At 67.3% G+C, this 19,800-nt stretch carries 19 protein-coding genes; 16 read left to right on the plus strand and 3 right to left on the minus strand.

Annotated features, from left to right (window positions below; all coding sequences use genetic code 11):
- The first annotated feature begins 101 nt into the window (after window positions 1-101).
- From AAFF27_18410 to AAFF27_18485, 16 genes are all read left to right on the plus strand, one after another.
- Window positions 102-1,079 carry a tripartite tricarboxylate transporter substrate-binding protein gene (locus AAFF27_18410; GenBank protein ID XAH21980.1) on the plus strand — a complete coding sequence of 326 codons (978 nt, stop codon included), beginning with the start codon at window positions 102-104 and terminating at the stop codon, window positions 1,077-1,079.
- 181 nt (window positions 1,080-1,260) lie between these two features.
- Window positions 1,261-2,718: an MmgE/PrpD family protein gene (locus AAFF27_18415; GenBank protein ID XAH21981.1), complete on the plus strand. Its 1,458-nt coding sequence runs from the start codon at window positions 1,261-1,263 to the stop codon at window positions 2,716-2,718.
- Window positions 2,719-2,803: 85 nt separating this feature from the next.
- A complete protein-coding gene (locus AAFF27_18420) occupies window positions 2,804-3,673 on the plus strand; it encodes a branched-chain amino acid ABC transporter permease (protein XAH21982.1) in 870 nt (289 codons plus the stop codon).
- 4 nt (window positions 3,674-3,677) lie between these two features.
- On the plus strand, window positions 3,678-4,622 hold the full coding sequence (locus AAFF27_18425) for a branched-chain amino acid ABC transporter permease (GenBank protein ID XAH21983.1): 945 nt from the start codon (window positions 3,678-3,680) through the stop codon (window positions 4,620-4,622).
- Complete coding sequence (locus AAFF27_18430) at window positions 4,619-5,434, plus strand: ABC transporter ATP-binding protein (GenBank protein XAH21984.1); 816 nt, start codon at window positions 4,619-4,621, stop codon at window positions 5,432-5,434. The genes AAFF27_18425 and AAFF27_18430 overlap by 4 nt, the downstream gene beginning before the upstream one ends.
- Window positions 5,434-6,147, plus strand: coding sequence for an ABC transporter ATP-binding protein (locus AAFF27_18435; protein ID XAH21985.1), 714 nt, complete (start codon window positions 5,434-5,436; stop codon window positions 6,145-6,147). Before AAFF27_18430 ends, AAFF27_18435 begins: the two co-directional genes overlap by 1 nt.
- 61 nt (window positions 6,148-6,208) lie before the next feature.
- Entirely contained in the window at window positions 6,209-7,366 is a 1,158-nt protein-coding gene (locus AAFF27_18440) for an ABC transporter substrate-binding protein (protein ID XAH21986.1), read from the plus strand.
- A 36-nt stretch (window positions 7,367-7,402) separates the two neighbouring features.
- Window positions 7,403-8,203 (plus strand): SDR family NAD(P)-dependent oxidoreductase, encoded by an 801-nt coding sequence (locus AAFF27_18445; protein ID XAH21987.1) that lies wholly within the window; start codon window positions 7,403-7,405, stop codon window positions 8,201-8,203.
- A gap of 26 nt (window positions 8,204-8,229) precedes the next feature.
- Entirely contained in the window at window positions 8,230-9,675 is a 1,446-nt protein-coding gene (locus AAFF27_18450) for an MmgE/PrpD family protein (GenBank protein ID XAH21988.1), read from the plus strand.
- A 77-nt stretch (window positions 9,676-9,752) separates the two neighbouring features.
- Window positions 9,753-10,715: a tripartite tricarboxylate transporter substrate binding protein gene (locus AAFF27_18455; protein XAH21989.1), complete on the plus strand. Its 963-nt coding sequence runs from the start codon at window positions 9,753-9,755 to the stop codon at window positions 10,713-10,715.
- Between the two features lie 735 nt (window positions 10,716-11,450).
- On the plus strand, window positions 11,451-11,852 hold the full coding sequence (locus AAFF27_18460) for a hypothetical protein (GenBank protein ID XAH21990.1): 402 nt from the start codon (window positions 11,451-11,453) through the stop codon (window positions 11,850-11,852).
- A gap of 325 nt (window positions 11,853-12,177) precedes the next feature.
- Window positions 12,178-13,155 (plus strand): tripartite tricarboxylate transporter substrate binding protein, encoded by a 978-nt coding sequence (locus AAFF27_18465; GenBank protein ID XAH21991.1) that lies wholly within the window; start codon window positions 12,178-12,180, stop codon window positions 13,153-13,155.
- A 39-nt stretch (window positions 13,156-13,194) separates the two neighbouring features.
- Window positions 13,195-13,605: a PaaI family thioesterase gene (locus tag AAFF27_18470; GenBank protein ID XAH21992.1), complete on the plus strand. Its 411-nt coding sequence runs from the start codon at window positions 13,195-13,197 to the stop codon at window positions 13,603-13,605.
- Between the two features lie 45 nt (window positions 13,606-13,650).
- Entirely contained in the window at window positions 13,651-14,625 is a 975-nt protein-coding gene (locus AAFF27_18475; GenBank protein XAH21993.1) for a tripartite tricarboxylate transporter substrate binding protein, read from the plus strand.
- Window positions 14,626-14,978: 353 nt separating this feature from the next.
- Window positions 14,979-16,490: an aldehyde dehydrogenase family protein gene (locus tag AAFF27_18480; GenBank protein XAH21994.1), complete on the plus strand. Its 1,512-nt coding sequence runs from the start codon at window positions 14,979-14,981 to the stop codon at window positions 16,488-16,490.
- Window positions 16,491-16,614: 124 nt separating this feature from the next.
- On the plus strand, window positions 16,615-16,950 hold the full coding sequence (locus AAFF27_18485; protein XAH21995.1) for a GFA family protein: 336 nt from the start codon (window positions 16,615-16,617) through the stop codon (window positions 16,948-16,950).
- 77 nt (window positions 16,951-17,027) lie between these two features.
- Here AAFF27_18485 and AAFF27_18490 read toward each other — a convergent pair whose 3' ends face one another.
- From AAFF27_18490 to AAFF27_18500, 3 genes are read right to left on the minus strand one after another with little or no spacing between them, the layout of a single operon-like run.
- Window positions 17,028-18,005 (minus strand): tripartite tricarboxylate transporter substrate binding protein, encoded by a 978-nt coding sequence (locus tag AAFF27_18490; protein XAH21996.1) that lies wholly within the window; start codon window positions 18,003-18,005, stop codon window positions 17,028-17,030.
- The gene (locus tag AAFF27_18495; GenBank protein XAH21997.1) at window positions 18,002-18,592 is read right to left on the minus strand and encodes a DUF2889 domain-containing protein; all 591 of its coding nucleotides are present in this window, start codon (window positions 18,590-18,592) and stop codon (window positions 18,002-18,004) included. Before AAFF27_18495 ends, AAFF27_18490 begins: the two co-directional genes overlap by 4 nt.
- A 44-nt stretch (window positions 18,593-18,636) precedes the next feature.
- Entirely contained in the window at window positions 18,637-19,791 is a 1,155-nt protein-coding gene (locus AAFF27_18500; GenBank protein ID XAH21998.1) for a CoA transferase, read from the minus strand.
- Between the last annotated feature and the right edge of the window lie 9 nt (window positions 19,792-19,800).

Genomic DNA, 19,800 nt, shown 5'->3' on the forward strand with positions numbered 1-19,800 from the left:
AACCGATCCGTAACGGGTATTAGACCCGGATCGTCGCGCTTCCTACACTCCCGCGCAGATCGAACCACCCCCAGTTCGAGAACACATAGCGGAGACGTGACATGCATCGAATATTCAATCAACTCGCCCTGTCACTGGGATGCGCGGCGGCATTTCTAGGATTGCCGGCTGCGGCACAAGACTACCCGAGCCGCCCGATCAAGCTGCAGGTCCCGTTCGGACCGGGTGGCGCCACGGACGTGCTGGCGCGCCTTGTCGGAGATGAACTCGCCATGCGGCTGGGGCAGCCCGTCATCACCGAAAACCGGCCCGGCGCGAGCACCGGCGTTGCCGCGGCCTACGTGGCCAAGTCCAGGCCCGACGGCTACACCCTTCTGCTGAGCACCCCGACGCATTCCATCAATGCGGCTGCAAGCACGAACCTCGGCTTCGACTCGGTGAAGGACTTCGAGTTCGTAGGCAAGATCGGCCAGATCGGCTTTGTGGTGATGGCCAGCCCCAAGCTCCAGGTCAGCGATCTGAGGAGCCTGATCGCACTCGGCCAGGCCGACCCGCGCCGCTTGCAGTACGCGTCGTCCGGCCTCAATGCCCAAGGCCACCTGTGGACGGACGCCTTCATGCGTGAGGCAAGGATCCAGGCGCTGCACGTGCCCTACAAGGGCGAGACTCAGGCCCTCACCGACCTGCTCGGCGGTCAGGTGAACCTGTTCCTGTGCACCTTCACCGTCTGCGGCCAGCGCATGAACGACGGCACGCTGGTGCCGCTGGCCGTGACTAGCGCAAAGCGCCACCCGCACGCACCCCATGTGCCGACGGTCGCCGAGGCCGGCTTTCCCAAGGCCGAGATGAACTGGTGGGCTTTCCTGGCGGCTCCCCGGGGCACTCCGCCGGCCGTAGTCGACCGCCTGAACAGCGCGATCAACGCGATGCTCGCCGACGAAAAGGTGAAGAGCAAGCTTGCAGGTCTGGGAATCGAGCCCGAAGCCAGGACGACGCCCGCCACCACGCAGGCGCTGGTCGCCTCCGAGATCGAACGATGGCGCTCCTCCATCGTCAAGGTGAGCGCCGAGGCCAACTGAAACCAGGACAGGCCACAGCGCGACGGCTGATCACCGTAGCCGTAGCTGACCCGCCGCTTCCGGCACCCCCCATAAAACAGCCGACGCAAGCGCCCCCCTGACTGGGCGCCTGCGGCGAGCGGCTGCGCGCGCCCTGCGCACGCACTCCATGGATCTCTTTCATCAATCGGAACTTGCGAGCATGACCAAGACCATCATCGAGCAACTGGCCAGCTTTACGGCCAACAGCCATTTCGAATCCCTGCCCGAGAGCGTGGTTCAGGAGAGCAAGCGCATCGTGCTCGACTCGATCGGCTGCGCCATCGCGGCGACCGAACAGACCAAGGGCCGCATCGGCATCGAGTACGGCCGTGTGCTAGGGGGCACGGGTGGCGACGCCACCATCATGGGGTCCGGCGAGCGCGTCTCCATGGTGGGCGCCGCGTTCGCCAACGGCGAACTGATCAACGCGCTGGACATGGACTGCGTGGTGCCCCCCGGCCATGTATCGCCCTACGTGCTGCCCGGTGCGCTGGCCGTGGGCGAGGCCATCGCCGCCGATGGCAGGTCACTGATCGCGGCGGTCGCCGTAGCACACGAGATGAGCCATCGCCTGGGCAAGGCCATGGACAACCTGCGCGACACCAAGGATGGCAAGAGCGCGCCCCCCAAGGTCTTTGGCTATGCCAGCTCGATCTTTGGCGCCACGGCAGCGATCGGCAGGCTCAAGGGCCAGGACGATGCGCGCCTGGCACATGCGCTGAGCATCTCGGGCTGCATCTCGCCCGTCAACTTCCAGATGTCCTGGTACCAGCATCCGCCCTTCTCCACCATCAAATACCTGGTGGGCGGCGTCCTGGCCCAGCAGGCCATGACGGCGGCGCACATGGCCGAGTTCGGCCACACCGGCGACGTGCACATCCTGGACGATCGCGAATGGGGCTACCCGCGCTTCATCGGCACGACCAAGTGGGAGCCGCAGCACATCACCAACGGGCTGGGCGCAGAGTGGCTGTTCCCGGCGCTGACCTCCTACAAGCCGCACGCGCACTGCCGCATCATGCATGCCTCGATCGACTGCGTGATCCAACTGGTCGAAGAGCACAACATCCGGCCTGACGAGATCGACGGCATCAAGGTCTACGTCGAGGGCTTCGCAGAGCAGCCGATCTGGTTGAACCGCACGATCGGCCATGTGAACGACGCCCAGTTCAGCATGGCCCACGGCATCGCCATGGCCGCCCACCGCCCAGGCCACGGACGCGGCTGGATGAACCCCGAACTCGTGTTCGGCAGCTCTGTGCTCGCCCTGATGGACAAGGTTACGACCGAGGTGCACCCGGACTACGTGAAGCTGCTGACCTCGCACAGCGCCAGCAGGCCGGCCTGGGTCGAGCTGCGCGCACGCGGCCAGCGCTTCGTTGCGGAGAAGCGCTACCCCAAGGGCAGCCCATCGCCCGATCCCAGCACCTACATGACCAACGAGGAGTTGATCAACAAGTTTCAGCAGAACGCTGACGGCGTCATCAGCGCCGCGAATACACAGGCCATCGTCGACGCCGTGATGGGTCTGGAACGCCTCAAGGATGTCGGTGCGCTGATGCGGCTGACCGGCAGCGCCTCCACCGCGAAGCAACGCACTCCGGCGCAAGTCGCCTGAGCGCAGCGGCACCACACAACGACAAGGAGGAGACTCTCATGCGCCGCTTGCCTTCACATCGTCTGCGAACCCGCAGGCCAGCGCCATGCTGACCGCGCTGCTCATCACCGGCATCGCCGTGGGCAGCATCTACGCGCTGCTGGGCCTCTCGCTGGTCCTGGTGAACAAAGCCACCGACGTCATCAACTTCGCGCAGGGCGAGATGGCGATGCTGATGGCGTTCGTCGCGCTGTCGATCTCCACGCGCTTCCAGCTCGCGCTGCCCTTGGTGTTCCTGCTGGCGCTGCCTTGCGGCTTCGTACTCGGCGCCATCGTCGAGCGTGTCTGCATCCGTCCGCTGAAGGGTGGTTCCCACCTGAGCCTGCTCATCGTCACGATCGGCCTGTGGTTCATCTTTAACACGCTGGCCGGGCTGATCTGGGGCTACGACCCGTACCGGTTCCCGTCGCTGCTGAGTTCCAACCCGGTGCAGTTCCTGGGCGCCGCGGTGGCGCCCAACAGCCTGGCCATCATTGCCGTGGCGGTGTTGGTCATGGGCCTGCTGTACCTGTTCTTCGAGCACACCAGCGAAGGCACGGCCATGCGGGCCGCCAGCATGAACACCCGGTCGGCCCGGCTCATGGGCATCCGCGTGTCCCGCGTCAGCCTGATCTCCTGGGGCATGGCGGGTTCGCTCGGAATGATCTCGGCCATGCTGATCGCGCCGGTGACCTTCCTGGACCAGCAGATGATGGTGTCGGTCATCCTGAAGGCATTCGCCGGCGCCATCCTGGGCGGCTTTGCCAGCCTGCCGGGCGCGGCGGCGGGCGGTCTGGTCCTGGGCCTGGTCGAGACGCTGGCAGGCGCCTACGTCTCCCACGCGTTTAAGGACGCCCTCGCCTTCATCCTCATCATCCTGGTGCTCATGGTTCGGCCCGCAGGCCTGTTCGGCCGGGCCGCCATCAAGAAAGTCTGACGCCATGGATTCCCAACCCAAACCATTGGTGGCCGGCGCGGTGCTGGCGGTTGCGCTCTGCGCGCCCTTCGCATTCGGCCCCTACGGCCACTACATCCTGTGCATGGTGCTGATCTACGCCATCGTGGGCCTGAGCCTGAACATCGTGCTCGGCATCGGCGGCCAGATCTCCATCGGCCAGGCGGCCTTCTGGGCGATCGGCGCCTATGCAGCCGCTATCTTCGTGGGCCGGATGGGCATGCCGCTCGTGCCCGGCGTGCTGCTGGGCGGTGCCGTGGCGTCGCTGTTCGGCGTGCTGGTGGCCATGCCCGCGCTGCGCGTGCAGGGCCACTACCTGGCCATCGCCACGCTGGGCTTCTCCGTCGTGATCCAGCAGATCCTGTACGAGTGGGACTCGGTAACCGGTGGCCGCCAGGGCATCCTGGTCGAGCGCCCGGTGCTGGTGGGCATCATGGTCGAGACCGACTTCGCGTTCTACTACGTAATCCTGGCCTTCGCGCTGGTGGCGGCCTGGCTCACGGCCAACTTCAAGTCGTCGCTGAACGGGCTGGGTCTGGCCTCGCTGCGGATGAGTCCGCTGGCCGCGCAGACCTGCGGCATCGGACGCGCCCGCCACCTGGTCTCGGCCTTCGCGCTAAGTGCCTTCCTGGCCGGTGTGTCGGGCGGCCTGTACGCCCATGTCATCGGTCAGCTCAGCACCGACTCGTTCACGATCACCACGTCGATGGGCTTCCTGACCATGGCCGTGATCGGCGGCATGAACTCCATTGCCGGGGCTGTGTTGGGCGGCCTGTTCTTCGCGCTGGCGCCGGAGCTCCTGCGCGAACTCAAGGATGCGCAAATGCTGGTCTACGGCGTGCTGCTGGTGCTGTTCATGCATTTCCTACCGCGCGGGCTGGCGGGCATCGGTGCCAGCGTGCGGGCATTCTCATCCCGGAGTCGCGCATGAAGCCGCTGTTGCAGGTCCGCAACCTGAGCCTGTCCTTCCGCGGCCTGAAGGCCGTGGCGGATGTGAGCTTCGATGTGTTGGCCGGCCAGATCGTCGGCCTGATCGGCCCCAACGGCGCCGGCAAGAGTTCGCTGCTCAACTGTCTCAGCCGCATCTACGCGCCCTCCTCCGGCGCTGTCGCGTTCGAGGGCGTCAACCTGTTGTCCAGGCCGATCCATGCGCTGGCGCCGCTGGGCATCGCGCGCACCTTCCAGAACCTGGAGCTGTTCGCCCAGGCCACGGTCATGGAGAACGTGCTGGCCGGCGCCATCCACAAGCACCGCAGCACCGTCTTCGCCGACCTGCTGCGCCTGCCGCATGCCCGCCGCAGCCGCCAGGCCGCCATCGCGCAGGCGCAGGCCCTGGTGGATGAACTCGGCCTCGCACCCTTTGCCGACGCCCCGGTGTCGGGCCTGGCCTACGGCGTGCAGAAGACCGTCGAGCTGGCTCGCGCGCTGGCTGGCGAGCCGCGCCTGCTGCTGCTGGACGAACCGGCTGCGGGCATGAACCCCGAGGAATCCCGCCAACTGGGCAAGACGATCCTGAAGCTGCGGCAGGACCGGGGCATCACCGTGCTGATGGTGGAGCACGACATGCGCCTGGTGATGGGGGTATGCGACAGCATTGTGGTGCTGGTCCAGGGCCGCAAGCTGTGCGAGGGCGTCCCGTCGCAGATCCGCACGGACCCGCGCGTGATCGAGGTCTACCTGGGCGAAGACGAGCAAGACGAAGACGCGCCGGCCACGCGCGATGAACTGGTGGAGGCCGCGTGATGCTCGAGATCCGAAATCTCCAGGTCCACTTCGGCGGCATCAAGGCCCTGATGGGAGTCGATGTCTCTGCCCAACGCGGTGGCATCGTCTCGCTGCTCGGGGCAAACGGCGCCGGCAAGTCTACGCTGCTCGCCAGCATCATGGGTGTCTGCTCCGGCCATGCCACCGGTTCGATCCACTTCGAAGGCGAAGACATTTCGCGCGAATCGACCGAGCGCATCGTGTCGCGCGGCATCGCGCTGTGTCCCGAAGGCCGGCAGCTGTTCCTGGAACTGTCCGTGCAGGAAAACTTGCGCATGGGCGCTTACCTGCGGCGCGATGCGGCCGGCGTGCAGAGCGACCTGGAGCGCATGTACGAACTGTTTCCGCGAGTGCGCGAGCGGCGCGCACAGCTGGCCGGCACCTTGTCGGGCGGCGAGCAGCAGATGGTGGCCATTGCCCGCGGCCTGATGTCCCGGCCGCGCCTGCTGCTGCTCGACGAGCCCTCGCTCGGCCTGTCGCCGCGAATCACGCAGGACATCATGCGGCTGATCCAGCGCATCAACTGGGATGGCGTCACGGTGCTGCTGGTCGAGCAGAACGCTCGGCAGGCGCTGCGCATCTCGTCGCGCGCCTACGTGCTGGAAAAGGGCCGGGTGCAGATGCAGGGCGACGCCCGCAGGCTGGCCAACGACCCCAGCGTGCTTTCTGCCTACCTGGCCGGTGACGACTGAACACGATGCCGCGACCCGCTCGCGCCCTTCCCCTACCCCCCATCGACCGAAGGAGACATCCATGAAGAACGTATTCCGCCTGTTCGCCACCGCTGCGGCCCTGTGCAGTGCCGCGACCATGGCCGCCGATCCCGGCATCTCGGACAAGGAGATCAAGCTCGGCGCCGTGCTGCCGCTGCAAGGCGGCTTCGCAGCCGGTGCCACGCAGTTTCGCGATGGTGTGGACGCGTACTTCAAATGGACCAACGAGCAGGGCGGCATCCACGGCCGCAAGATCGCGTGGAACGCCGAGAACGACTCCTACAACCCGCAGCAGTCGGTCGCGGCCGTCAAGAAGCTGGTCGACCGCGACGGCGTCTTCGCCATCGTCGGCACTCTTGGAACGGCCAACACGCTGGCCATGCTGCCGTTCCTGAAACAGCGCGGTGTGCCCCTGCTCGGCCCGCTGGGCAGCCACCCGCTCATCAACGAGCCGACCGATCGCAACATCTTTCCGATCTCGCCCACCGGCCCGCAGCAGGGCACCTCGCTGGTCCAGTACGCGCACGAATCGCTGCACGCCAAGCGCATCGCAGTGTTCTACCAGGACGACCAGATGGGCAAGGAGCTGCTGTCCGGCGTAAAGCAGTACGCCGCGGCGCACAAGCTGGAGATCGTCGGCGAGGCCTCTTACGTGCCCAGCGACGTCGACGTGAGCGCGCAGGCCCTGGCCCTGCGCCAGTCCAACCCGGATGCGGTGGTCATGGCGGTGATTCCCAAGCAAGGCACGCTGTTCCTGGTTGCGGCGCAGAAGCTCGGCTGGAAGAGCAACTTCCTCGCGCTGCAGGTGATGGGCGACCCCGTCACGCTTCAGCTCGGCGGCGACGCCGTGAACAGGCTCTACACGAACTTGTACGCCGGAGTGGAGACGATGACGACGCCGGAGATCCAGCAGGCCAAGACCGTCCTGGCCAAGTACGCGCCGGGGACGGCACCGGGCTACTGGTCGTTCATCGGCATGTCGGGCGCCAAGCTGTTCGTCGAGGCCGCCAAGGGGGCCGGCAAGGACCTGACGCGCGAGTCGCTGATCGCGTCGCTCGAACGCATGGGCACGCACGCCAGCGGCCTGATCCCTCCCGTCTCCTACCAGCCCGGCAAGCACGCGGGCCCCGGCACCTTCGGCTACGCCCAGTGGCAGGACGGCAAGCTCGTCGTGCTCAAAGGCTGGCAAGACAAATAGCCGCGGCCGGCAACGACATCACCAAGGAAGGCTCTCATGGATCCGTCCCACCAAGAAACGCGCACGGCAACGGCCGCTCCATATCGGTTGGACGGCCGCGTGGCCATGGTCACCGGCGGCGCGCGCGGCATCGGCCTGGCCATCGGCCAGCGGCTCGCCAGCGAGGGCGCCAGCGTCGTGCTGTGCGACCTAGACACGGCAGCGCTCGATGCCGCCCGCTCCGAGCTCTCGGCACAGGGCCACCGCGTCCACACCGTCACCGGCAGCGTGGCGATCTCGGCCGATGTCGCGCGCATGGTGGCCGAGGCCACCGGCAACTTCGGGCGCCTGGACATCCTGTTCAACAACGCAGGCGGGGGTGCCGGCACGCCGCCCACGCTCGACGAGGTGACGGAGGCCGACTACGACAAGGTGATGGACTGGAACATGCGCGGCACCTTCCTGTGCATCAAGGCCGCCGCCGGGGCGCTCAGGGCGTCGCGCGGCGCCGTCATCAACATGGCGTCGACCGCAGGCCAGTTCGGCTGGAGCCATTTCAGCCCGCAGTACAGCGCCGCCAAGGCCGCCATCATCGGCATCACGCGCAACCTGGCCAAGCACCTCGGGCCGGACGGCGTGCGCGTGAACGCCGTGGCCCCCGGCTTCATCCGCAGTGGCCCCCGCTTCGACAAGATCTGGGAAGACACCGACCGCGCCTACGTGATGCGCCAGATCGCGCTTGGCAGGGTCGGCGACACCGCGGAGCTCGCCGACGTCGTGCTGTTCCTCGCGTCCGACCAGTCCCGCTATGTCACCGGCACGGTGATCAACGTCGACGGCGGCCTGCTCGCCATCTGACCCGCTTTGAGAGGAGGGACGCCAGCATGCCAAGCACCATCATCGAGCAACTTGCCGATTTCACCGCCCACACCCGCTTCAGCGAACTGCCGGACAGCGTGGTGCACGAGAGCAAGCGCATCGTGCTCGACTCTATCGGCTGCGCGCTGGCCGGCACCGGCCAGGCCAAGGGCCGCATCGGCATCGACTACGGCCGGCTGATCGGCGGCGCGGGCGGCAACGCCACCATCATCGGCACGGCCGAGCGCGCGTCCATCGTCGGCGCTGCGTTCGCCAACGGTGAACTCATCAACACGCTGGACATGGACTGCGTGGTGCCGCCAGGCCATGTCACGCCCTATGTCCTGCCCGGCGCATTGGCTGTCGGCGAAGCCACCGCAGCCGACGGCAGGTCGCTCATCGAGGCCGTAGCCGTTGCCCATGAGATGAGCCTGCGCATCGGCAAGGCCATGGACAACCTGCGCGACACGCGGGACGGCAAGAGCGAGATCCCGCAGGTGTTCGGGTACGCCAGCGCGATCTTCGGCGGCACGGCCGCCATCGGCAAGCTCAAGCGCCAGGGTTCCAACCGCCTGGCGCACGGGCTGGGCATCGCGGGCTGCATCTCGCCAGTCAATCCCCAGGGCGCGTGGTTCCAGCACCTGCCGAGTTCGACCATCAAGTACCTGGTCGCTGGCGTGATGTCGCAGCAGGCCATGACGGCTGCACATCTGGCCGAGTTCGGCCACAAGGGCGACGTGCAGATTCTGGACGACCGGGAATGGGGCTATCCGCGCTTCATCGGCACCACCAAGTGGGAGCCGCAGCACATCACCAAGGACCTGGGCGCCGAATGGCTGTTCCCGGCGCTGACCTCGTACAAGCCGCACGCGCACTGCCGGATCATGCATGCCTCGATCGACTGCGTGGTGCAGCTGGTCGAAGAGCACGCCATCCGGCCCGACGAGATCGAAGGAATCAAGGTCTACGTCGAAGGCTTCGCCGAGCAGCCGATCTGGCTCAACCGCAGCATCGCACATGTCTACGACGCCCAGTTCAGCATGGCTCACGGCATCGCGATGGCCGCGCACCGGCCGGCCGACGGGCGTGCCTGGATGAACCCGGCGCTGGTCTTCGGCAGCTCGGTCCTCGGGCTGATGGACAAGGTCACGACAGAGGTGCACCCCGACTACGTGAAGCTGCTCACCGCACACGGCGCCAGCCGGCCGGCCTGGGTGGAGCTGCGCGCCCGCGGCCAGAGCTTCGTCGCCGAGAAGCGGTACCCCAAGGGCAGCCCTTCGCCCGACCCGGCGACCCTCATGACCGATGCTGAGCTGGCCGACAAGTTCAGATGCAACGCGCAAGGCGTCATCGCGCCAGCGGTGATCGACGCCATCGTCGGGTGCGTGATGGACCTGCAGGCCCTGTCGGATGTCGGGACGCTCATGCGCTTGACCGGCACCGCTGGCACGCCTGCGCTCACACCGCCCTGAGGCCGACCACCGCCCCAGCACCGCTGCGTAGGCAGCAGGCCGCCCCACCCTTACCGACCTGAGCGAACGGAGACGATATGTTGAGAAGACAGACCCTGGGCCTTGCACTGGCCGTTGGCGCCACGCTGGCCACGCAGCCTGCAGCTGCGCGGGAGTTCCCAACCCGGCCCATCAAGATCGTGGTGGCGTTCAACGCCGGCGGCCTGACCGACGTGCTGGCCCGCATCACGGCCGACTTCCTGTCGCGCCGCCTCGGCCAGCCGGTCGTCGTGGAGAACAAGCCCGGCGCCGCTGGCGCCATCGCGGCAGACTATGTGGCCAAGGCGCCAGCCGACGGCTACACGCTGTACCTGGCCGCAGCCGACCTGGCGGTGCTGCCCGCGGTGCGCAGCAACCTGTCCTACAAGATCGAGAACTTCAGCTACCTCTCCAGGTTCTGGACCACTGTGACGCTGATCGCGGTCGGTCCGAAGTCCAAGTTCACCACCCCGAACGAACTCATCGCCTACATGAAGGCGAACCCGGGCAAGCTCAGCTACGGCACGACGGGCATGGCGTCGCTGAACCACCTGGGCACAGCCATGTTCGAAAGCGCTGCCGGCGTGAAGGGCCTGCACGTTCCCTACGCCGGCAACTCCGCGATCTACACTGCCCTGCTGGCCAGCGACATCGACTTCGCCACGGGCGCCGCAGCACCCTTGCCGGATGGCATCAAGGTACTGGGCCCGGCTGGCACCCGCCGCCACCCCTACTACCCCGATCTGCCGACGCTCGGCGAGCTGGGCTTCAAGGATGCCAGCTACGACGCCTGGTTCGGCTTCTTGGCCCCGCCGAACGTGCCAAAGAACATCTCCGCGCGGCTGATCGAGGAACTGAACGCGGTGTTCAAGGATCCGGATGCCATCGCGCGCTACCGCAACTCGTCCAAGGAGGTCCCCGACCCCTCGCCATTGGTCGGGGAAGACTTCAGGAAGCAGGTGCTGGATGAGAACCGGCGCTGGAAGGCCATCGTCCAGGCCGAGAAGATTAGCATCCAGTGAAGTCCCGGCGGCGGGACCGTCCCGGTTTTGCCTCCATGCCGCGCAAGGCCGCCAGGGTGCAGCAGCAAGACCTTCCAGCCAGCCCTAGTCCCCCTGTCGGCCGCAGCGGAGACAGGAACACCGCGCCGCCGACTTATGCGCTGTGGGTATAAGTCCATACGCTTTTGACCATCCAGTGCATCGCGCTTGCGCAGCCTACATTCAACAGCACGCGATCTAACGACGCGCCGAGTCTGATCGGGTCCCGTCTCGCAGCGTCGTCCGCCGCGCTTCGCCACGGCTCTCCAAGCGTGGCCTGCCGACGCACGCCTTCCGGATGCCCGGGCCGCGATGGCACCGACTCGCGCCCACGCAACCCTATTCCGTGGGCATGCCGGCCCTCGGCACGGAGCCACTCAGCGAACGCCGCATGTGGGGCCTGACGCCGCTGGACCAGTTGATGTGCCGCATCGACTTCCGCCAGGCCCGCTACGAGGGCGAGTTCACGCCGCCCAGCGACCGCTGGACGATCCAGTACCCAGGTTGGATGGGCGGCACGACCTGGGGTTCGGCCTCCATCGCCGAGAACCTGGGCTACCTGGTCGTCAATGACACCCGCATCGCGGTGGTCAACCGCCTGGTGCCGCGCGCGCAATACGATGCCAACGCCAGCGCCGATGCAGCCACACCGGCGGTGCACCGCAGCGCGGCACGCCTTGGGGCATCGAGCAGAAGCGCTTCCTGTCGCCCCTGGGCATGCCCTGCAAGGAACCGCCCTACGGCACGCTCAACGCCATCGACCTGGCCACGCGCCAGATCGTCTGGTCCATGCCGTACGGCACCACCGAGGAGACCGGGCCGCTGGGCATCGCCACGCGGCTGCCCATGCCGATCGGCATGCCCACGCGTGGGGGGCCGATCACGACCTCCTCCGGCCTGGTGTTCATGGCCGGAGCGCAGGATCTCTACTTCCGCGCGATCGACGTGCGCACCGGCCGCGAGCTCTGGCGGCATCGGCTCCCTGTCGGCGCGGAGGCCACACCCATGACCTACGCGGCGCCACGCAGCGGGCGGCAGTTCGTGGTGATCAGCGCTGGAGGGAACGCCTCGACCACAGCCAAGGGCGACTACGTGGTGGCCTACGCGCTGCCCAACTGACGGCCCCGAGCTGGCTTCTCGGAAAGAAGGTTGATCGACGGCGGGCGGCCGGCAGCGCGCCCGGCGGATGTCGTTGGCGAGCACATTGCGCCGGGACACGTGCCGTGGGTGTCCGTCGCGCGCACACGCACAACCGGCCCCACGGCCGCGAAACGTCGCCATTCGCCAATTTGAACGACAAAGTCGGGTGGCATGTCATTTGCCCCACCAGCAGCACAGGCATTTTCTGTCTGCCTGTCGTGCAACCCGGCTTGGCGGCGTCGATGGACACCGCCTGGGGCGCGACAGGGCCTTGTCCGTCTAACCCCTGTCCAGAAGATTGACCATGCCCCTTTTCGGTTGCCTGCGTGTCGCCCTTGCCGCCGTCCCGCTTTGCCTTGCCGCCCTCGCGCCGGCCCACGCAGCCTACCCGGACAAGCCGATCCGGCTGATCGCACCCTACGCGGCCGGCGGCCTGACCGACATCCTGGCGCGTTCGCTGGCGCAGGAACTGTCCAACCGCATCGGCCAGCCTGTCATCGTCGAAAACCGCGCGGGAGCCGGTGGCATCATCGGCGCGGACTTCGTCGCCAAGGCCGCACCGGACGGCTACACCCTGGCCATCCTGAGCCAGGGCCTGGCGAGCGTGAACACCTCGCTCTATCCGAACCTCCCCTACAACACGCAGCGCGACTTCACGCCCATCTCCCTGGTCGCCAAGTTCTCGATGGTGCTGGTCAGCAACCCGGCGCGCCAGCCCGAGTCGGCTGCCCAGATGATCGAGCAGGCGCGCAAGACGCCTGGCGCCCTGACCTACGGTTCCGCCGGCAATGCGTCGACGGCGCACCTGACGATGGCCATGCTGAACGACGTCACCGGCACGAAGATGCTGCACGTGCCGTTCAAGGGCGAATCGCCCGCCTTCACCGAGCTCGTCGGCGGCCGCATCGACAGCATCTTTGCCACCGTGGGCGGCGCGCTGCCCTTGATCGAGGGCGGCAAGCTGCGGGCCATCGCCGTGGCGGACAAGACGCGCAACTCCCAGCTGCCCGATGTCCCCACCCTGCGCGAGGTGGGCGTCAAGGACTTCGAAGTGTTCGGCTGGTATGCCGTGCTCGCACCGGCCAACGTGCCCGCAGATGTCGTCGCACGCCTGAGCAAAGAACTCATGGCCATCGGCAAGGACCCGGCATTCCAGAAATCGACCATGGCACGCGGCATCGAAGCCGTCGGCAGTACGCCCGAAGAGGCCGCCAGGACCATCCGCGAAGAGACGGCGCGCTGGAGCGCCATCATCAAGAAGACCGGCATCACCGTCGATTGAGCCGCCGCCGTCCATCACGACCACAGCACAGGAGACAACATGACCGAGCCACACGACGCACGCAAGGACTACCCCGACTTCGGTGCATTGCTCGGCGTCGAGATCCGGCTGCCCGCCTCGGGCGTGGCCGAACTCGAGCTGCCGCTCGCGCAGTTCCACTGCAACCGGCTGGGCACGGTGCATGGCGGCGTCATCATGACGCTGCTGGACACCGCTGGCATGTGGGCGTGCACGGATGGCGGCAAGGCCCCCGTCTGCCCCACCGTTTCGCTCAGCTGCAGCTTCCTGCGGGCCGTGCGCATCGCAGACACACGCACGCTCAAGGCCCGCGGCGAGGTCGGCCGCAAAGGCCGCTCGATGTACTTCGCCACGGTCTCGGTCCTTGCGGGCGACGCGCTCGTCGCCACCGCACAAGGCGTGTACGCCGCACCGGCCTCCGAACGCACCTGAACCGCCCCACGCCCCGCCACCACCGTGTCCAGACCTGAGATCCTCATGAAACGCCGTCACGTTCTTGCCGCCATTTCTTCCGCACCATTGGTGCTGCCCCACCTTGCGTTCGGTCAGGACTTTCCGGTGAAGCCGATCCGGCTGATCGTGCCATTCGCAGCCGGCGGTCCGACCGACGCACTCGGCCGCGGTTTCGCGCTGCTGTTGTCCGAAGTGCTCAAGCAGCAGGTCATCGTCGACAACAAGGGCGGCGCCGGCGGCAACATCGGCATCGACATGGTGGCCAGGGCCGCACCCGACGGCTACACGATCGGCCTGGGCACCAACGGCCCGCTCGCCGGCAATCTGGCGCTCTTCAAGAGCATGACCTACGACCCGGTCCGCGACCTCGCGCCCATCGCGCGCGTGGCCTTCGTCCCGAACGTCATCGCTGTCCACCCCTCGGTTCCAGCCAAGACCTTGGCCGAGCTGTTGGCGCTGCTCAAGGCCGAGCCCGACCGCTACAGCTTCGGCTCGGGAGGCAACGGCACCACGTCGCACCTTGCCGGCGAATACCTGAAGGTGAAGACCGGCACGCGCATGACGCATGTGCCTTACAAGGGCGACGGCCCGGGACTCAGCGACGCCATCGGCGGCCAGATCCCGGTCATCATCGCCAGCGTGGCCGCCACGGCACCCTACGTGCAGACCGGCAAGCTGCGCGCGCTGGCAGTGACCTCGGCCCAGCGCATGCCGACCCTGCGCGACGTCCCGACGGTCGCCGAAGCGGCCGGGCTGAAGGGCTTCGATTTCTCGGCCTGGTATGCCCTTGTCGCGCCCGCGCGCACGCCACAGGAGATCGTGACCCGCCTCAGCGTCGCAAGCCTGCAGGTGGCCGAATCGCCGCAGATGATCGAGCGCTTGTCCACGCTTGGTGGCCTGCCGGCCCCCATGAACGCGGAGCAACTGGGCCAGTACATCCGTTCCGAGATTCCGCGGATGGCGCAGGTCATCAGGGAGACCGGCGCCAAGGCCGACTGAGCGCTTCCGCACCATAGCCATGCCCCCGATTTGCCTGTTCCCGTTTGCGCGATACCGGACATCGGCAGCGACGTTTTGGCCACTGTCTCCTGCGCACGCACGGTTGTGCGCTCGGCGTACAGATCCACTGCGCTGCCGGCCCTGCGCCACCCGCCCAGGGGCTGCAGCGGCTGGCACAGCGTTTGCACAAGACCCTAGGACTGCCGCATCGTCCGGAGACACCGGTGACGGCAGTCAGCGAACGCCGCCGGACCGCGCTGGGCAGGATGCAACGCACACGCAAGCACCTTGCACCGGTCCGTCTGCTCTCCCGCTCGCGCCTGTGCCCAATTCACCTCTTGCCTGGTAAGCCCATGACCCAATCGACCAACACTGTATCGCCCTCCCCCGCAACGCAAAGCCCCGAGTACCAGAAGGCGCTGGCCTGGCTCGAATCCGGTCCCAAGCGGCTGTTGATCGGCGGCCAATGGGTCGATGCGCAATCCGGCAAGACCTTCGATGTCGTCAATCCGTCGACGGAGAAGGTCCTCACCCGCATCGCCGAAGCCGACAGCGCGGACATCGACCTGGCAGTCATCGCCGCACGCCGCGCGTTCGAGGCGCGCACGTGGACCGGTATCTCGCCGCACCAACGCACCCGGCTGCTGCTGAAGATTGCGGATGCGGTGGAGGCCAACGCGCAGGAGCTTGCCGTCCTCGAAGCGCTCGACATGGGCGCCCCCCTGTCCGCCTGCGTGCCCCGCGCAACGCAGACGGCTGAGATCTTCCGCTATTACGCAGGCTGGCCCACCAAGGTCCATGGCTCCACCAACCCCATGGATGCAGACCGCTTCCAATACATGCTGCGCGAACCGATGGGGGTCTGCGCGCTGATCAATGCCTGGAACATGCCGATGGTCATGGCGGCGAATAAGATCGCGCCCGCCCTGGCCTTCGGTAACACGGCCATCCTCAAGCCTGGCGAGCAGGCCCCACTAACGACGATGCGCCTGGCCGAGATCATCCACGAGGTCGGCATTCCGCCGGGTGTGCTAAACATCGTGCCGGGCTACGGTGCCACCGCCGGCGCAGCCATGGCCGCGCACATGGACGTCGACAAGATCGCGTTCACCGGCTCGACGGCGGTCGGCCGCCAGGTGCTGACCGCGTCGACAGGCAACATGAAGCGCGTGACGCTGGAGCTGGGCGGCAAGTCGCCGAACATCATCTTCCCCGACGCGGACCTCGACAAGGCCGTCCAGAGCGCAGTTGACACCTTCTGCCGCAATTCGGGCCAGATCTGCTCGGCCGGCACGCGGCTCTTCGTCCACGAGAGCCTGCACGACGAAGTGACGGAGCGCGTGACACGCCTCGCTGCGACGTACAAGGTTGGCTCTCCGTTCGACGCGGACACCAAGCTCGGCCCGCTGATCTCCAAGCGCCAGATGGACAGCGTGCTCGGCTACATCGAAGCGGGCCGCGGCTCCGGCGCCGCGCTGTCGCTCGGCGGATCGCGCCGCGGCAACGTCGGCTTCTTCATCGAGCCGACCGTCTTCAGCAGCGTCTCCAACGCCATGAAGATCGCACGCGAGGAAATCTTTGGCCCGGTGCTGTCCGTGATCCCGTTCAAGGACGAGGAAGACGCCATCTTCCAGGGCAACGACAACGAGTACGGGCTGGCCGCAGCGGTCTGGACCAAGGATGTCGGCCGCGCGCACCGCGTGGCACGCGCGCTCAAGGCTGGACGCGTTTGGATCAACACCTACGCCGAAGGCGATCCGGTGATGTCCTTCGGCGGCTACAAGCAATCGGGCTACGGCCGCGAACTCGGCGCCGAATCGATGGAAGCGTTCACGCAGACCAAGTCGGTGCTGCTGCGGCTGTGAGGACGGACACCGCCGCGGCCTGCGCCGCGGCGGGAACGACCTTCATCGCGACCGCGAGGGTTCGTGCCAGGGTGCGACGCATCTGGCCAAGCCGGTGCGCCAGTGAACCAACACACGAGACCCTATGAAGGTCGAAGGCCAATGCCACTGCGGCGCCATTGCATACGAGCCCGACGTGGAGGTCGGCACGGTCATGGTCTGCCACTGCAGAGACTGCCAGATGCAATCGGGCTCGGCGTTTCGGACGAATGTCCCGGCCGCCGCCGACCGGTTCCGCCTGCTGCGCGGGACACCGCGTCGCTACGTCAAGACCGCGGACAGAGGGACACTGCGCGTGCACGCCTTCTGCGAAAACTGCGGCGGTCCGGTCTATGCCTGCGCAGAGGGAAGCCCTGCCAGCTACTCCCTGCGCGTCGGTGCCCTCCAGCAAGGCCACGCGCTCGGCCCGCCTGGCCGGTAGATCTGGACCGCGGCCGGTTCAGCTGGCCGCCAGACCTGCCGCAGGTTCCGGGATGCGCCGGTCAGAGCTGAATCGGTTCAGTCCGGCTTGATTCCCGCGGCCTGGATCACACCACGCCACTTGTCCAGTTCGGCTCGCTGCAAGGCAGCCAGGCGCTCGGGCGCGCCACCCATCGGCACCGCCCCGAGCTCCCTCAGCCGCTGAGCCACGCCTGGGCCCTTGAGCACTGCGTCAACCTCGGCCGACAGCCGCGCGGCAATGTCTGCAGGTGTTCCGGCCGGCGCGTACAGCGCCGCCCACGAGGAAGCCTCGAAGTCCATGAGCCGCAACGCCTCGGCCACGGTCGGCATGTCGGGGTAGTCGGGCAGGCGCTCACGTCCCGTAGTGGCCAGCATGCGCACCTTGCCGCTGCGCACGTGCGGCAGGGTGCTCACGAGCGTGTTGAACATCAGGTCCACCTGGCCCGCCGCGACATCCGCCGCTGCCGGCGCCTCGCCTCGGTAGGGGATGTGTGTCATGGCCGTGCGGGTGCGGTACTTGAAGTATTCCGCGACGAGATGCGACGAACCGCCATTGCCAGCCGATGCGTAGTTAACGCGCCCCGGCTGCTCCTTCGCCTTGGCCACCAGCGCCTGCAGGGTCTGGGGCGATTGCGCCAGCGTGTTCACCATGACCACGATCGGCACGCTGATCAACAGCGACACCGGGCGGAAGTCCCGTAGCGGATCGTAGGGAATGCTCTTGTGCAGCAGCGGATTGATGACCGCGGCGCCGGTGCTGGCCACGAGCAGCGTGTACCCGTCCGCAGGCGCGCGCGCCGCTTCTGCACCGCCGATGAAGCCGTGGGCGCCGGCCTTGTTTTCCACGAACACCGGCGTCTTCAGCGCTTCGCCGAGCGCCTGACCGATCAGCCGCGCTGCGACGTCGGTCTGGCCGCCCGCTGGAAACGGCACGATGATCCGGATCGGCTTGGCGGGCCAGGCGGACTGGGCGCGCGCCGCGCCGTGCGACACCCAAGCGCATGCCGGTGTAGCCAACAGGAGGCGCCGCTTCATGCAGCCTCCCCGCCACTGCCCGACACGCCCGGTACGCCCGGCGCACGGTAGTGCTCCGGCCAGAAGCGCAGCACGATCTCGCGCTCGCGGCTGTAGGCATAGCAGCTGTCGAGCTGCGCCGGCGCGCCGCCGCCACTGCGCTTACGCTCGCTTGCCGGTCGCAGGCCCCGAATGCCCTGCAAGGCCGTCGTCGCCAGCGGGATCAGCACCTCCATCAGATGCGTGCAGCTCGCAGCCCCGCGCAGATGCTGCTTGACCGTTGCCGACCAACCTCGCACCAGACGCTCTCCGACCAGCACCTGCAAGGTGGTTTCTGCCTCCTTGCAGACGGCATAAGGTGTCACGTCGGATGCCGCGCGGATGTCACGCACGGCGTAGTTGCCGTCCACCGTCAGCCGCACCCACAGGTCGTGCAGCGGCTGGCCTGGCGGTACCGGCGCCGGCCGGCCCAGGCTCTCGAACAGGAAGGGCTTGATGTCGACCAGGTGGGCTTCCACGTCGTACAGCCCATCGTCCCGCACATAGGCCTGCATGTCGATGGTGCGCCGGTGGATGCCCCGGCGCGCGGCGGGTGTGGGGAGTGGCATGGAGGCCTTGGAGATGCAAAAAGGCGCAGGACCTGCGAACGGAGTCAGGATGGCAAGAAGCCATCCGCTGCGGACTCGCCCAGCACCGGCGCACCGACACCAGTGTCCGCACGGAATGCGGGCGCGATCGGCAGCGGCAGCGCGGGGATTTCCGCGCCGTCGCCGCTCGACAGGCGCGCTCGGAATACACCACGGGCGTCGAAGTGCGGCGTCGCCACCGCCTCCTGCAAGGACTTGACGAGCGACACGCAGGCGTCGACGCCTTCGAAGCGCCGCAGCCAGTCCTCCGCCGTGCGCGTGAGCAAGATGGCAGCCACTGCCGAGCGCGTGCCAGGCGGATCGACCGCGTCGTCCAGCAGTTCCGGCGCGCCGAGCACCTGCAGAAAGTTCTCCCAGAACTTCTGCTCCAGCGGTGCGACTGCTAGATGTCGCCCGTCCAGCGTTCGGTAGACCTGGTAGCGCGGGGTGCCGCCCGTCACGAGATCGCCGCCGGGGGTTGGCCATTGGCCGGCAGCAAACCCGTTGCCCAGGCCCCAGTACGTGAACGCGAACAAGTTGTCCGCCATGGCGATGTCCAGGTGGCATCCCCGCCCATCGACATCACGCGAGCGCAGCGCCAACAGGACATTCATCATCGCAGGGTAGGCCCCGCCCGCCAGGTCTGCCACGAGGGTGCTGGGCAGGCCTGGCGTGCCGTCCGCGCCGGCCGTCAGTCCGACAAGACCTGCCTCGGCCTGGTAGTTGAGGTCGTGCGCAGCCATCTCCGCCAGCGGCCCGTCCTGCCCCCAGCCCGTGATGGAGCAATACACCAGGCCAGGGTGGATGGCATGCATGGCTTCGAAGCCCAGGCCCAGGCGGTCCATGACGCCCGGGCGGAACTGCTCGATCAGCACGTCCGCGCTGCGGATCAGGGCAATCGCCTGCGCACAGTCGGCCGCCTGCTTAAGGTCGAGCGCCACCGACCGCTTGCCCCGGTTGAGCAACGCAAAGTTCACGCTGTCCGGCCCGAACCGGGGTACGTACGAGCGCATCTCGTCGCCACGCCCGGGCCGCTCGATCTTGATCACCTCGGCACCGGCCTGTGCCATCAGCAAGCTGCACATCGGCCCCGGCAGCAAGGTGCTGAAATCAACGACCCGCACGCCGGCGAGCGGTGCACTCCGTGCGGCAGGCGCGGCCGCGACATCACGTGTTTCCATGTCTTCTCA

The sequence above is a fragment of the Xylophilus sp. GW821-FHT01B05 genome, assembly GCA_038961845.1.
Taxonomy (GTDB): Bacteria; Pseudomonadota; Gammaproteobacteria; order Burkholderiales; family Burkholderiaceae_C; genus Xylophilus.